Origin of the sequence: Glutamicibacter sp. JL.03c, from assembly GCF_025854375.1 — a bacterium.
GTDB lineage: Bacteria > Actinomycetota > Actinomycetes > Actinomycetales > Micrococcaceae > Glutamicibacter.
The window spans coordinates 2340639-2354647 of the sequence record NZ_CP107575.1 but is presented as its reverse complement, the minus strand read 5'-3'; the positions used below and the strand labels follow the sequence as shown (position 1 = coordinate 2354647).

9 protein-coding genes are annotated in these 14009 nt (G+C 58.5%); 7 read left to right on the top strand and 2 right to left on the bottom strand.

Features of this window, described 5'->3' with window-relative positions; translation table 11 throughout:
• Positions 1-30: 30 nt before the first annotated feature.
• Entirely contained in the window at positions 31-2325 is a 2295-nt protein-coding gene (locus OF385_RS10835; RefSeq protein ID WP_264275394.1) for an MDR family MFS transporter, read from the top strand.
• Positions 2322-2795, top strand: a complete 474-nt coding sequence (locus OF385_RS10830; RefSeq protein WP_264275393.1) for a MarR family winged helix-turn-helix transcriptional regulator — start codon at positions 2322-2324, stop codon at positions 2793-2795. Before OF385_RS10835 ends, OF385_RS10830 begins: the two co-directional genes overlap by 4 nt.
• Before the next feature lie 137 nt (positions 2796-2932).
• On the opposite strand, the gene OF385_RS10825 is transcribed toward OF385_RS10830, so the two are convergent.
• On the bottom strand, positions 2933-4075 hold the full coding sequence (locus OF385_RS10825; RefSeq protein WP_264275392.1) for a glutamate--cysteine ligase: 1143 nt from the start codon (positions 4073-4075) through the stop codon (positions 2933-2935).
• Positions 4076-4228: 153 nt separating this feature from the next.
• The gene (locus OF385_RS10820; RefSeq protein WP_264275391.1) at positions 4229-5470 is read right to left on the bottom strand and encodes a class I SAM-dependent methyltransferase; all 1242 of its coding nucleotides are present in this window, start codon (positions 5468-5470) and stop codon (positions 4229-4231) included.
• 463 nt (positions 5471-5933) lie between these two features.
• Here OF385_RS10820 and OF385_RS10815 point away from each other — a divergent pair, with 463 nt between their 5' ends.
• From OF385_RS10815 to guaB, 5 genes are all read left to right on the top strand, one after another.
• Positions 5934-7475: an amino acid permease gene (locus OF385_RS10815; RefSeq protein ID WP_413467977.1), complete on the top strand. Its 1542-nt coding sequence runs from the start codon at positions 5934-5936 to the stop codon at positions 7473-7475.
• A 190-nt stretch (positions 7476-7665) separates the two neighbouring features.
• On the top strand, positions 7666-7962 hold the full coding sequence (groES, locus tag OF385_RS10810) for a co-chaperone GroES (protein ID WP_022874060.1): 297 nt from the start codon (positions 7666-7668) through the stop codon (positions 7960-7962).
• Positions 7963-8026: 64 nt separating this feature from the next.
• Positions 8027-9631, top strand: coding sequence for a chaperonin GroEL (gene groL, locus OF385_RS10805; RefSeq protein WP_264275390.1), 1605 nt, complete (start codon positions 8027-8029; stop codon positions 9629-9631).
• A 351-nt stretch (positions 9632-9982) separates the two neighbouring features.
• Positions 9983-12076: an acyltransferase family protein gene (locus tag OF385_RS10800; protein ID WP_264275389.1), complete on the top strand. Its 2094-nt coding sequence runs from the start codon at positions 9983-9985 to the stop codon at positions 12074-12076.
• 121 nt (positions 12077-12197) lie between these two features.
• Complete coding sequence (guaB, locus tag OF385_RS10795; RefSeq protein WP_264275388.1) at positions 12198-13703, top strand: IMP dehydrogenase; 1506 nt, start codon at positions 12198-12200, stop codon at positions 13701-13703.
• The last annotated feature ends 306 nt before the right edge of the window (positions 13704-14009 follow it).

Below are 14009 nucleotides of genomic sequence, written 5' to 3'. Positions count from 1 at the left end.
AATATTCAACCTTTTTTAGATGGTTGAGTAATGTCAACTTCTGCACCGCCCTTAGAAACCGAGGCAAAACCTGCAGCCGCCATGAAGCCGGCGCAGGTAATGCTTTCCATTTCAGGCCTGATGGCCGCGATGTTCACCGTATTGGTGTCATCGACGGTGATCGCAACGCCAATGCCATTGATCGTTGCCGACCTGCACGGCACGAATACCCAGTACACCTGGGTACTGGTTGCGGCCTTCCTCTCCATGACCGTCACTACCCCGATCTGGGGCAAGCTCTCAGATATCTTCAACCGCAAGGCGATGCTGCAAATTGCCTTGATCATCTTCGTAGTCGGTACCGTAGCGGCTGGCTTCTCCAGCCAGATCGGTGGCGACTCCCACGAAGGTGCCATGTCATGGCTCATCGGCTGGCGCCTGGTCCAGTCCATTGGTACCGGTGGTCTGATGGCCCTGGTCCAAGTGGTGATCGCAGACATCATTTCGCCTCGCGAGCGTGGCAAGTACATGGGCATCATGGGTGCCGTCATGGCTGTCGGCCAGATTGGCGGTCCGCTGCTAGGCGGCGTTATAGCCGATAGCTGGGGCTGGGAATGGTGCTTCTTCGTCTGTGTACCATTCGCCGTTGGCGCATTGATCCTGATTCAGGCCACCTTGCGCATCAAGCACGTGCGGAAGGATGTCAAGATTGACTTCCTGGGTTCAGCCTTGATCATTGCCGGTATCAGCCTGCTGCTGATCTGGATCAGCCTTGGCGGCAAGGACTCTGATTCCGGTGGATTCGCTTGGAATTCCTCGCAGAGCATCACTATGGTCGCTGCGGCCGGCGTGCTGATCATCGCTACCGTGTTCTGGGAACTGCGTGTCAAAGAACCAATCATCCCAATCCGCCTGTTCGCACAACGCACCTTCGCTCTGGCATCGATCGCTTCGATCGCCGTGGGCGTCACCATGTTCGGTACCTCGGTCTTCCTGAGCCAGTACCTACAGCTTGCGCGCGGTTTCACTCCTACCCACGCAGGTCTGCAGACCCTGCCAATGGTTCTTGGCTCCATGTTCGGTGCCATCATCGTTGGCCAGCTGATCTCGCGCACAGGCCGCTGGAAGAAGTACGTTGTCGGTGGCGGCGTTGTCTTGAGCGTTGGCCTCTACCTGATGTCGCGTATCGACTACGACACCCCACTGTGGTTCGTTGACCTTGGAATGTTCCTGCTGGGTCTGGGCTCAGGTGTGCTGATGCAGAACCTGGTTCTGGTTACCCAGAACTCCCTGCCACCGCGCATGATCGGTGCCGGTTCTGGCGCTATCGCCTTCTTCCGTAGCCTTGGAGGAACCATCGGTGTTTCGGTACTTGGTTCGGTCTTGGGTACTCAAGTCGCCGACAAGATGAAAGACGGTCTGGCCAATGTGGTTGAAGAGATCAACAAGGCTACCGGTGTTCCACAGCTCTTGGTTGATAATCCAGACTGCGCAGACAGCCTTAAGTCCCTATCTAGCGGTACTGTTCCTGCAATCAATGATTTGTGCGAACCGGTACGCAACATTGTGGAAAGCTCTTACGGCCAGTCCATCGCCTTCCTGTTCTTGCTGGTTGTGCCGCTGGCTATCGTCACCTTGATCTGTGCAATCTTCCTGCCTAATAAGCCACTGTCCAAGAAGACTGCTTCGGAGCAGATTGAAGAGGAATTGGGTGGAGAACTTTCCGCACTTGAACCAGCTGAACGCGGTGGCCGTGGCTACGAGGAACTCGTTGCCACCGGCGCGATTACTCTGCCATCGGAGGATGAACTGAGCGAGGCTCGCCGCCAGGTGCAACAAGCCCGCCGCATGGACGAGCGTGACCTCGTCGAACAGGTCATGCGCACTCGAAGCGCTCAGCCAGGTGCTGACACCTACACCGACATCCACCAGCCGGGCACTGAGCCAACCATCTCCCAGCCACTTGAAGCGGCAGAGATCGATGCCCACCATGAGTCCGCTCGTGTCGAGTTCATGGTGGAAGAACTCCAGTCCACTCTGGACAAGGCACGTGCTGCCCACGCTCAGATTGAAGAGCAGGTTGGCGACGTTGTTCAGGCGTTGAAGTCTTACGACCTGCGTTTGAACGTGCTGGGGGAGCGTGTAAACGACACCGAGCGTGTTCAGCGTGAACTGCAACTGCAGGCTCGTGCCGAGCGCCGTGCGGTGAGCCGCATCCAGGGGCGCCACGCAGCTCAGGCAAACAGCCCAGAATCAGGGGCTGCTGAAGAGCCTATCAAGCCATCGCCAGCCAACAAGGAAGCAGCAGGCGGTGCGGCAGGGCAAACCCGAGGTGACGAGTCGTGAACCACGTGCACGGTGCAGCGCTAGATGATATCGAGGCGGCCTTTGCCCGTCTGGCTCCCGCGTTCAAAGGACGCATGGCACGCAATGCCAGGCTGTTCCATCCGGAACTGCGTGGAGCAGGTTTCTCGGTACTGCGCGCAGTCCTGCTCAGTGCCGTGAGTCGGCCTGATGCGGATCTGACCGTTTCCGAATTGGTTGCCGGTTGTCATATGGATAAGTCCGTAGTATCTCGACAGCTCAAAGATCTCAAGCAGTGGGATCTTATCCAGCTGGAGCGTTCTCAGCATGATGCGCGGGTCTATTTGGTTAGCCCCACAGATATGGCCATCAAGAGATTCCAGGAAATCAAGGGTTCAACTCGTGCTGATTACCATGACCTCTTTGCCACATGGGAACTGCAGGATGTCACGGAACTGGCTTCACTTCTCCTGCGATTCTCAGAGCAGATTGAAGAGCGCTTCCGCGACTAGGCGTTGACAGAGCAGAAGAAAGCCCTCGGGTGGTAGTTGATCAAAAGATCGCTTACCGCCCGAGGGCTTCTTGCATGCTTGGCGCTTCAGGTCATCGACAGGCTCTCGCCGCGGCACCAGCCGTTTTTGGGTGGTTCTTAGACAGACTTCATCCGCGCCACGTTATCGCGGACCACTGCTTGGAAATCTCCGCCCGATGCGGCGAAGACCTTGCGCTGGCGCTGGTACTCGGCACCGGATTCGATCAGGTGAATGATGCCTTGCAGTTCTTCGGAGCAGCCCAGTTGTTCTGCCACTGGGGCGAGGCGCTTGACCTCGGCACGCAGATGATCAGTCACCAGCATTTCATCACCCTGGGCGTTCAGAATGATGATGGCATCCAGACCATAACGGGCTGCACGCCACTTGTTCTCAACGCGGAACCAGGCTGGCATCACTGGAATCTTGTAACCAGCTTCGATCGACATTGACATGTCGTGCACCAGGCACTGCGTCAGGGCGGTAATCGCGGCAATATCATCCAGCGAGCTCAAGCCATCGCAGATGCGCATTTCAACGGTTCCCAAACGGGGTACAGGGCGGACATCCCAACGAATTTCTGAGACATCATCAATCACGCCGGTGTGCAGCATGTCTGCCACGTGTGCTTCGTATTCAGACCAGGAACCAAAATGGAATGGAATGCCTGCAGCAGGTAGCTGCTGGAACATCAAGGAGCGTTGCGAGGCATAGCCTGTGTCCTCACCACCCCAGTATGGGCTGGAAGCGCTCAATGCCTGGAAGTGCGGCTGGTAGTTGATCAGCCCATCGGTGATCGGCAAAGCTTTGTCGCGGTTGTCCAAACCGACATGCACGTGTACACCGTAGATGACCATCTGACGGCCCCACCATTGGGTCCGGTCAATAAGCTTGGCATAGCGGTCCTTATCGGTGACCGGCTGCAAAGTTGGCGGAGCAAAAGGATGGGAACCAGCAGAGTAAAGGTCCACCCCATGATCACCGGCAACATCGTTGAGCATGCGCACATTGCTACGTAGTTCATCTGCAGCACTGGCAACAGTGTTGTGCACTCCAGTGACAACCTCAACGGTATTCATCAGAAGTTCAGGCTTGACGGTAGGGTGCTCGTCCTCATGGCCAAGGCCGGCATCATCCTTGAGCCGATTAAGTACTTTTTCAGCAACAGAGCACAAGTCCGCACTTTCGCGATTGACCAAAGCGATTTCCCACTCAACGCCGATAGTTGATTGGGCTGATTGGGCGAACTCGATTTTTTGCACGGCGCTCCTAGTGATGACGTCTCGGACGGATCACTCCGGAGCCGATAAAACAGGACTGAAAATTCACCGAACACGATGTTTCTCCAAACCTATTCTATATATTGCAACTCACTGGACGGGATACTGAACCGGTGGGAGGTGTATCACCTCAGATTAGTGAGGAGCCACCTCAAAAGCCACACGTTTTTCACCAATACGTGCCAGCATCAACGTTGCCCGGGTCTTGGCGCTCTTCGATACACCCGCCAGCAGGATCTTTCGCAGTTCCTCAGGGGTCGCGTCAACGCCGCGCTTCTTGATGTCCAAAGTGCCAATGCCATTGGCCTTGACCCAGCTGCGAAGCTTCTTCACGTTGTAATCATGGACCGCCAGGACCTTGAAGCCGCGGGCGAAAGGGGTGAAGATTTGCTCTTCGTGGGTGAAGTACGCAATGTGCTCATCCAGGAGATGGCCACCGGTGGTCTCTAGAAGTCTTGAGATCAGGTGTGAGCGGATCACTGCGCCATCCGGCTCATAGATGTGAGCTGCTAGCTCTCCGACTTCTGCGGCCGGATCATCCTTGGCTGCTACAGAGCTGGTCAGTTCGTGTGCGCCATCTTTGTCTATGACCAAGGCTGCGCGTACAACATCCTCGCGCTTGAGCTTGCCGAACCACAGGCAGGCTTCGATGACAGAGCCGTGATCCGAAATCCATACGGATTCGGCGTTGGCGGGAATGGCTTCATGAGGCAGGCCCGGGCCCAGCTTCACGCCGACATCAAGGCCGGCGTCCACGAGTTTCTCAACAAACGACAGTGGAGGGGAGAAGGCTTCCGGATCAAAGAGCCGGCGGGTGCTTCCCGCGACATCGGTCCGTCGAGCCGGGTCTAGCCAGACGCCGTCGATTCCGGTGAGGTCAGTTTCCTCGGCACCGCCGTGAACAACCGTGGCATTTTCAAATGGCATCAGGTTCAAAGTGGTGGCTGCTGCGGTCGTTTCATCTTTCTCCACGGCAGTGACTTTGAGGCCAGCGCTAGCCAGTGCAATGGAGTCGGTGCCAATGCCGCACCCGAGGTCAGCTACATGGGTGGCCCCGGCTTTGGTGAAGCGCTGTGCATGCAGTCCCGCGATGGTCAGCCGGGTTGCCTGTTCCAGGCCTGCCGGTGTGAAGATCAACGAATCCGCGAAAGGGCCAAACTTCACCCGTGCTTTGTAGCGAAGCTCGGACTGCGCAATTGCAGCACGAACGACCTGAGGATCGTGGCCCTCCTTGCGCAGTTTTTCGTTCAGCGTCCACGCAGCATCCTTGGACGAGACCATGGATGGATCAATGGTGGAGAGCAATTGCCAACCTTCAGCTGAAAGCAGGGCGGCGAATTGTTCGTTGAGCGTTGAGTCGTTTGAAGCCTGGGCCATAGTTCAAGCCTAACGGTGATACCTTGCCTGCATGATCATGGAACTGGTCTCGTCTAACTGGCTGATGTGACCTATGTGACGTATTAGCGTCATATTCGGAATCTCTTAGCAGTGCTTGCGAGTCGCGTCAGCGGGGTCACAGGGAAAAATTCGCAATTTCTAATCCACCTGCTATGCAAGAAATTATGAAATGTGAATCCGCTTTGGATAAGTGATGCTTTTTCATGGAACGTCATTTGTTTAGGAAGCGTAATCCTTTGGGCAATCCCGCCAATCTTTCTAGCGGGTAAAGGATCGGCTCAATTACAGTCTGCCGCTCGGGTTCATCTATACGCCGCCAGTGCCTGCTGCTCCGGTCCACGATCAAGAATTGTTCGCGGATTAACTGAAGTGACTCAGGTCGCATTCGCGCATGCTTTGGTGTTCCATGGCACCTGTGAAGAAATCTATGCAGAGAACGACAATGACGTCGAGCAACCGAACTCCAGCAGACAGTGCCGCCCTGAGGGATCCTGCGCCACTGGCCCATAACCAGCTGAAGCGCGGCATGAGCAGCCGCCACCTTCAGATGATCGCCATCGGCGGTTCCATCGGTACCGGCCTGTTTGTCGCCTCGGGCGGAACCATTGCTCAGGCCGGACCCGGCGGCGCCTTGGTCGCTTACGCTGCAGTGGGCCTCATGGTCTACTTGCTGATGCAGTCGCTGGGGGAGATGACCGCCAAGATTCCAGTGGCCGGCTCCTTCCAAACCTTCGCCACCCGATTCGTCTCCCCATCCTTCGGCTTTGCCATTGGATGGAACTACTGGTTCAACTGGGCCATCACCGTCGCTGCTGAATTGGTCGCTGCCGGCATCGTCATGAGTTTCTGGCTGCCGGATGTCCCCGGCTGGGTGTGGGCAGGACTTTTCCTCGCGGCGTTGACCGCCCTGAACGCACTGTCAGCCAAGGCTTTTGGCGAAGGCGAATTCTGGTTGGCTTTGATCAAGGTAGTCACCGTGATTGCCTTCCTGGCTGCCGGCGTTCTGATGATCTTTGGAGTCCTCGGATCCCAAACTGATCCACTTGAAAACTGGAAGGAAGGTAAAGACGTCTTCCATGGCGGCTGGCTTTCGATCATCTCGGTCTTCATGATTGCCGGGTTCTCCTTCCAAGGCACCGAGCTGGTTGGCGTGGCCGCCGGTGAAGCCAAGGATCCCCGTCGCGAAGTGCCCAAGGCCATCCGCCGGGTCTTCTGGCGCATCATGCTCTTCTACATCGGCGCCATCTTCATCATTGGTTGCCTGATCCCATTCGCTGACCCAAGCCTGCTGGCCAGTGGCGAAGCCGACGTTGCCTCCTCGCCGTTCACCCTGGTCTTCGAACGCGCTGGCATTGCCTTCGCGGCGGCTGCCATGAACGCGGTCATCCTCACCGCGATTCTCTCCGCCGGCAACTCTGGCCTGTACGCCTCGACCCGCATGCTCTACTCGATGGCCCACGATGGAAAGGCTCCGAAGATCTTCGGAACGACCAACTCCCGCGGCGTGCCCGTGATGGCTTTGCTGGCCACAGCAGCGGTAGGACTCTTCGGATTCCTCACCGCACTGGTCGGCCAGGGTGCTGCCTACACCTGGCTGCTCAATGTCTCGGGCCTATGCGGCTTCATCGTCTGGGTGGGCATTGCCGCCTCGCACTATCGCTTCCGCCGCGGGTACCTGGCCCAGGGGTACTCCGTCAAGGATCTGCCGTACCGTGCACCGTTCTTCCCGCTCGGTCCCATCGTGGCGTTCCTGATGCTCATCGCGGTCATTGCTGGCCAGAACTACCAGGCAGTCCTGGCCGGACACGGGCTGGAAGTGCTTTCTTCCTACATCGGCTTGCCGTTGTTCCTGGGCTTGTGGCTGGTGCATCGACTGGTCACCAAGTCCAAGGTGGTCAAGCTTTCCGAAATGGACCTCACCGCTCCGGAAGATATCGAAGAGTCGGCGGCTGTGCGCTCTGCGCGAACCGGTGTGACGAACTAAGGGCTTTGATTAGCACTCGCCTTGACCGAGTGCTAAAGCTCGTCCTAAAGTCAGTGATGGAAGTTCTGCATGCTTGCATGCAGAATCACCGCCTGACTGGATACCACCAACTGGCACCGCGACGACGGTTGGTCCAATGCCATAGGGCGCACCCCTACCACCATTGGTTCATACACGAAAAGGAGAGACCATGTCTGTCTCCATCAAGCCGCTCGAAGACCGCATTGTCATCAAGCAGGTCGAAGCCGTTACCACCACCGCTTCGGGCCTGGTTATCCCAGACTCCGCCAAGGAAAAGCCACAGGAAGGCACCGTTGTCGCAGTAGGCCCAGGCCGCATCGACGACAAGGGCAACCGCGTTCCTGTAGACGTTGCTGAAGGCGACGTAGTCCTGTACTCGAAGTACGGCGGAACCGAGGTCAAGGTCGGCAACGAAGAGTACCTGGTGCTCTCGGCTCGCGACGTACTGGCAGTCGTCGTAAAGTAACGCCAACCTCGCAGCACCACGGATCCACGGATCCTGGTGCAGCCGAATTTTCAGGAGAAAATGCATGGCTAAGCAGCTAGCATTCAACGAGGAAGCGCGACGCGCACTCGAAGCGGGCATTGATAAGCTCGCGAACACGGTGAAGGTCACCCTCGGCCCACGTGGTCGCAATGTGGTGCTTGCCAAGACCTGGGGCGCCCCGACCATCACCAACGATGGTGTCACCATTGCGCGTGACATCGATCTGGAAGATCCATACGAGAACCTTGGCGCGCAGCTGGCCAAGGAAGTAGCCACGAAGACCAACGACGTAGCAGGCGACGGCACCACCACCGCCACCGTGCTCGCTCAGGCACTGGTCAAGGAAGGCCTGAAGAACGTCGCCGCCGGCGCCGCTCCAGGCGATGTTCGCAAGGGCATCGAGCTGGCTGCCGAGGTTGTCTCCGAGGCACTGGCCGCCAATGCTGTAGAGGTGGCCGACAAGGTCGCCAACGTAGCTGCCATCTCGGCCCAGTCCGACGAAATCGGCGAGCTGCTGGCCGAGGCTTTCAAGACTGTTGGTACCGACGGCGTCATCACCATCGAAGAGTCCTCCACCACCGCTACCGAATTGGTAGTCACCGAGGGCATGCAGTTCGACAAGGGCTACCTCTCGCCACAGTTCATCACCGACCAGGAGCGCCAGGAAGTTGTCCTGGAAGACGCCCTGATCCTGATCAACCCAGGCAAGATCTCCACCGTGGCAGAATTCCTGCCACTGCTGGAAAAGGTCCTAGAAGCCAAGAAGCCACTGCTGATCATCGCCGAGGACGTCGAGGGCGAGGCCCTGTCCACCCTGGTGGTCAACAAGCTGCGCGGCCTGCTGAACGTGGTTGCCGTCAAGGCTCCAGGCTTCGGCGATCGCCGCAAGGCCATGATGCAGGACCTGGCCATCCTCACCGGTGCCCAGGTTGTCTCCCCGGAACTGGGCCTGTCCCTGGACCAGGTTGGCACCGAGGTTCTGGGCTCGGCACGCCGCGTGACCATCACCAAGGATTCCACCACCATCGTTGATGGTGCCGGAACCGATGAGGATGTTGCCGAGCGCGTTGCTCAGCTGAAGGCTGAGCTGAACCGCACCGACTCCGAGTGGGACCGCGAGAAGCTCTCCGAGCGTCTGGCCAAGCTGGCTGGTGGCATTGGCGTCATCAAGGTTGGGGCTTCCACCGAGGTCGAGCTCAAGGAACGCAAGCACCGCATCGAGGACGCCGTGTCCTCGACCCGTGCTGCCCTGGAAGAAGGCATTGTTGCCGGTGGCGGTACCGCTCTGGTTGACGCACTGTCTGCTCTTGACTCCGATAGCTCCATCGTTGGCCTTGAAGGCGACGTTGCAGCCGGTGTGGCCATCGTGCGCCGCGCACTGGTTCAGCCGCTGTTCTGGATCGCTACCAACGCCGGCTTCGACGGCGCAGTAGTTGTCTCCAAGGTGGCAGAGTCCCCAGCCAACGAGGGCTTCAACGCCAAGACCGGTGTCTACGAGAACCTGCTGCACGCAGGTGTCATCGACCCGGTCAAGGTCACCCGTTCGGCACTGCGCAACGCAGCATCGATCGCAGCCCTGGTGCTGACCACTGAAACCCTGGTTGCCGAAAAGGCCACCGAGGACGAGGAAGAAGCACACAGCCACTAAGCCGCTGTTAAGGCTATGAAGCCGCCGCCGGACCACGTTTTCGCTTGGACCGGCGGCGGCTTCATTTTGCCCTGAAGTGGCCAGCAGGCGAGCATGAGATGAATTCATGGAATGCGCAGCGTGATGAGCATCAACGCGCCGAAAAGGACTGTGGGGGTTCGCGGTGACGCGCAATTAATCCGGCGCACGTCAGCTCACTACAGTCTGTGAATTTAATGCTTTGAGGGGTTCAATGGCTGAACTCCTCTGTAGGTGGCGCACAGGGTGAATTGGTAGCATGAATGGTTGTCTGACGTGTCAAGGATCAGTTCGACCGAAGACCTGCCCGAGTTCCCGACGGAAGCTTAGCCTGTGACTCACACCCTCAACCAGCCCGGAGAAAGCGCCAAAAGTGCAGCCTTCCGGGGCGACTTGCAGGGCCTTCGGGCCCTCGCAGTGCTGTTGGTGATGTGCTATCACATCTGGTTCTCCAAGGTCTCCGGGGGAGTGGACATCTTCTTGATGCTCTCCGCCTTCTTCCTCACTTCGTCCATCGCCCGACGGATTGCCCGTGGCAAGCGCCCGCCACTGATCACCGGTTGGTTGCACCGCTTTTCGCGGCTCATCCCGCAAGCGGCAGTGGTCATCATCAGCGTGGTGGTAGCCACTTGGATCGTCCTTCCCAGCACTCGTTGGCTGGAACTGATGGACCAATCCACGGCCTCCCTGTTCTACACGCAGAATTGGTATCTGGCCAATCACCAAGTCGACTACTACGCGTTCAATACCTCTTCGGCCTCTCCGCTGCAGCACTTCTGGTCTTTGTCTGTCCAAGGACAGATCTTCATCCTCTGGCCGATAGTCCTTGCTGTCAGCGCGCTGATCTGGAAGCTGTTCTTTTCCCGCTTCAACTTCGCTTGGGTGGCAGGCACTTTCTTCGGAGCCATCTTCATTGGCTCGCTGGCCTTCTCCATCAACATCACCGCAAACAACCAGCAGGTCGCCTACTTCCACACCGGAGCGCGCCTGTGGGAATTTGCCCTTGGCTCCTTGCTGGCCTTGGCCCTGCCATGGCTCTCAACCCTGCCCGAGAAGATCCGCCGCATCACCGGCTGGACGGGCATGTTCACCATCATCGTCAGCGGCGCGGTCTTGGACGTCCAAGGCCAATTCCCCGGCTTCATGGCACTGATCCCCACCGTTGCTGCCGCATTGATCATTGCCGCTCCGGAAACTCGCGCCTGGGCTAACCCTTCTGGCGTGCTCTCGCTCAAGCCGCTGGTGAAGCTCGGAGACCTGTCCTACGGCATGTACCTGTGGCACTGGCCGATGCTGGTCTTCTACCTTGAAATCGCGCACAAGGAGAAGGCCTCCTTTCTCGCCGGAGCCCTGCTCATCGCAGCAGCCATCACAGCTTCATGGATCACCACCAAATTCATCGAAAAGCCGGTCATCGCTTGGCAGAATAATTTCAGCTTCCCGCGCTGGATGCCCAACACCGGACTGAAGATCATCAGCCAGGTCGCCGTGGTGGGCATCGGCATGGGCGTTGCCAGCCTGGCGGTCACCGCATGGGAAAACAATGTGGAGCACCGCCGCGCCATGGCCGCCACGCAGACCGTGATGGATAACCCGGGTGCCACCGCCACCGATGACTGGGACCCGTCACCGGCAGCACTGACCCTGCCGCTGGCCACCGAGCTCGAAAACGAATGGCAGACCCCGGGCAACCCATGCGCCGGATCCAATAATCCCAAGGACGAGCGGATCATGTTCTGCGAGCAGGGCGGGAACTTTGATGGTTCCCCGGATCTGGTCATGCTAGGCGACTCGCATATGCAGCACTGGTCCTCGGCCGCGGCCGCTGCGATGGAAGAATCCGGCAGAAGCTGGGTCCTGGTCTTCCACCCCGGCTGCCGCTACGGTTCCGACGCAGACCGCGACGAAGCCGAATGCGCCGATTTCCAGGACGCTGCAGAAGAATACGTCGCCAACCTGGCTCCCAAGATGGTGCTCACCACCGCCAGCAAGACCGTGGCCGCTCCGGACGAGTACCTGCGCAGCCCGGGCGAGCAGGAGACCATGGTGGATCACTATGCCGAAGCGATCCAGCCGTTCCTGGATGCCGGCAGCCAGGTCATCGCCATGCGCGATACCCCGCGCTACACCTACTCCATCCCGGAGTGTGTCGATTCGAACCCAAGTCATCTCGAAGCCTGCGATGGCTCCGCCCACGAAGCGTTGGCGCAGATCAACCCCGTCCAGGAATTCCTGGCCGAGCACGATTACGGCTCGCAGGTGGTGTCATTGGATATGACAGGCTTGCTCTGCCCTGACGGGGTCTGCAAAGCTGTGATCGGCAATGTATCGACGTACCTGGATGATTCGCACCTGTCCAAGACGTTTGTGCTCAGTGCCAAGCGCCAGTTCGCGGACGCCTTCAAGGAGGCTACCGGCTGGCAATAAGTCCTCTCGGAGACCTGGTGGGGCATGAGCTTGGACACAGTGCCCCGCAAGGGAATAACTGCAGCGCCAAAAGGGCTCTACCATTTAATCAACCTCCGTTCTCGCCCCGAAAGGTTCCTACGTGACTGAGTTCAACCCCTTTGCATTTGAAGGACTCACCTACGACGACGTACTGCTGTTGCCTGGCCCGACGGATGTGATCCCCTCGGAAGCTGATACCACCACCCGCTTCACCAAGCGCATCAACATCCAGGTGCCCATCAGCTCGGCGGCCATGGACACCGTCACAGAAGCCCCGATGGCTATCGCACTTGCACGCCAGGGCGGCATCGGCGTGATCCACCGCAACCTTTCGATCGAGGATCAGGCCAAGCAGGTTGACCAGGTCAAGCGCAGCGAGTCGGGCATGATCACCGACCCTGTCACCGTGAATCCAGGCGCGACCTTGGCTGAATGGGATGAGCTGTGCGCGCAGTACCGCGTCTCGGGCCTTCCAGTCGTGGACGAGAACCGCAAGCTTCTGGGCATCATCACCAACCGCGACACCCGCTTTGTTCCCCGCGAGCAGTACATGACCACCAAGGTCTACGAAGTCATGACCGGCATGCCGCTGGTGACCGCCCAGGAAGGCGTAGCTCCTGAAAAGGTCATCGAACTGCTGTCCAAGAACCGCATCGAGAAACTTCCGCTGATTGATGACGAGGGCAAGCTGACTGGCCTGATCACCGTCAAGGACTTCGACAAGGCCGAGCAGTACCCGCTGGCCACCAAGGACGAGGAAGGCCGTCTGCGCGTTGCTGCTGCTGTTGGCTTCTTCGGCGAAGGCTACGAGCGCGCCATGACCCTGATCGACGCCGGCGTTGACGCGCTGGTCGTTGATACCGCGAACGGCCACTCCCAGGGCGTGCTGGAGATGATTGCCCGTTTGAAGAAGGACCCTGCCGCTGCCCACGTTGATGTGATCGGTGGACAGGCTGCAACCTTCGAGGGGGCCAAGGCCATTATTGATGCCGGTGCTGACGCCATCAAGGTCGGCGTGGGCCCTGGCTCCATCTGCACCACCCGCATCGTTGCCGGTGTTGGCGTGCCACAGGTGACCGCCATCTACGAAGCAGCCAAGGCCGCTATCCCAGCCGGCGTGCCAGTGATCGCTGACGGCGGCCTGCAGCACTCGGGCGACATCGGCAAGGCGCTGGTTGCCGGCGCTGACTCGGTCATGCTCGGCTCGCTGCTGGCAGGTACCGCAGAGTCCCCAGGTGATCTGGTGTTCATGGGTGGCAAGCAGTTCAAGGCCTACCGTGGCATGGGCTCGCTGGGCGCTATGGAGACCCGTGGCAAGAACACCTCGTACTCCAAGGACCGCTACTTCCAGGCTGACGCTCCTTCCAACGAGAAGCTGATACCTGAGGGCATTGAGGGCCAGGTTCCTTACCGTGGCCCACTCTCTGCAGTAACCCATCAGCTCGTAGGTGGCCTGCGCCAGACCATGTTTTACGTTGGCGGTCGCACTGTTCCAGAGCTGAAGGCTCGTGGCAAGTTCGTTCGCATCACCGCAGCTGGATTGAAGGAATCGCACCCACACGACATCATGATGACTGTTGAAGCACCGAACTACCGTTCGCGCTAATCACATTTGCAAATATCCCGTCCAGAATGACGCTTACGCGTTGTTCCGGGCGGGATTTTGTCTTAAGAAGTCAGCCTCATGCTTGGCCGTTTTGCGTCTGTTGACCGTGGAGTTTCCAGATCCACAGGGCCTAGCGACCCCGACGCATAGGCGAGGAAATGCTACTGCGATTCAGAGATGGAGCGTAGGATTCGGCGGCACCAAGTCCTGCAAAGCCACTTCTAAAAGGTGCGGAGCCCAGTGCCCAAACACTGAACCCGGCCGCCGTAGGATGAACCATTTAGAGGGCTTCAATAATGAGATTCA

What these genes read in the sequence shown, in the direction of transcription:
- OF385_RS10835 (WP_264275394.1), top strand. Translation starts at nt 31, where the DNA reads ATGTCAACTTCTGCACCGCCCTTAGAAACCGAGGCAAAACCTGCAGCC.
- OF385_RS10820 (WP_264275391.1), bottom strand. Translation starts at nt 5,470, where the DNA reads ATGGCCCAGGCTTCAAACGACTCAACGCTCAACGAACAATTCGCCGCC.
- OF385_RS10815 (WP_413467977.1), top strand. Translation starts at nt 5,934, where the DNA reads ATGACGTCGAGCAACCGAACTCCAGCAGACAGTGCCGCCCTGAGGGAT.
- groES (WP_022874060.1), top strand. Translation starts at nt 7,666, where the DNA reads ATGTCTGTCTCCATCAAGCCGCTCGAAGACCGCATTGTCATCAAGCAG.
- groL (WP_264275390.1), top strand. Translation starts at nt 8,027, where the DNA reads ATGGCTAAGCAGCTAGCATTCAACGAGGAAGCGCGACGCGCACTCGAA.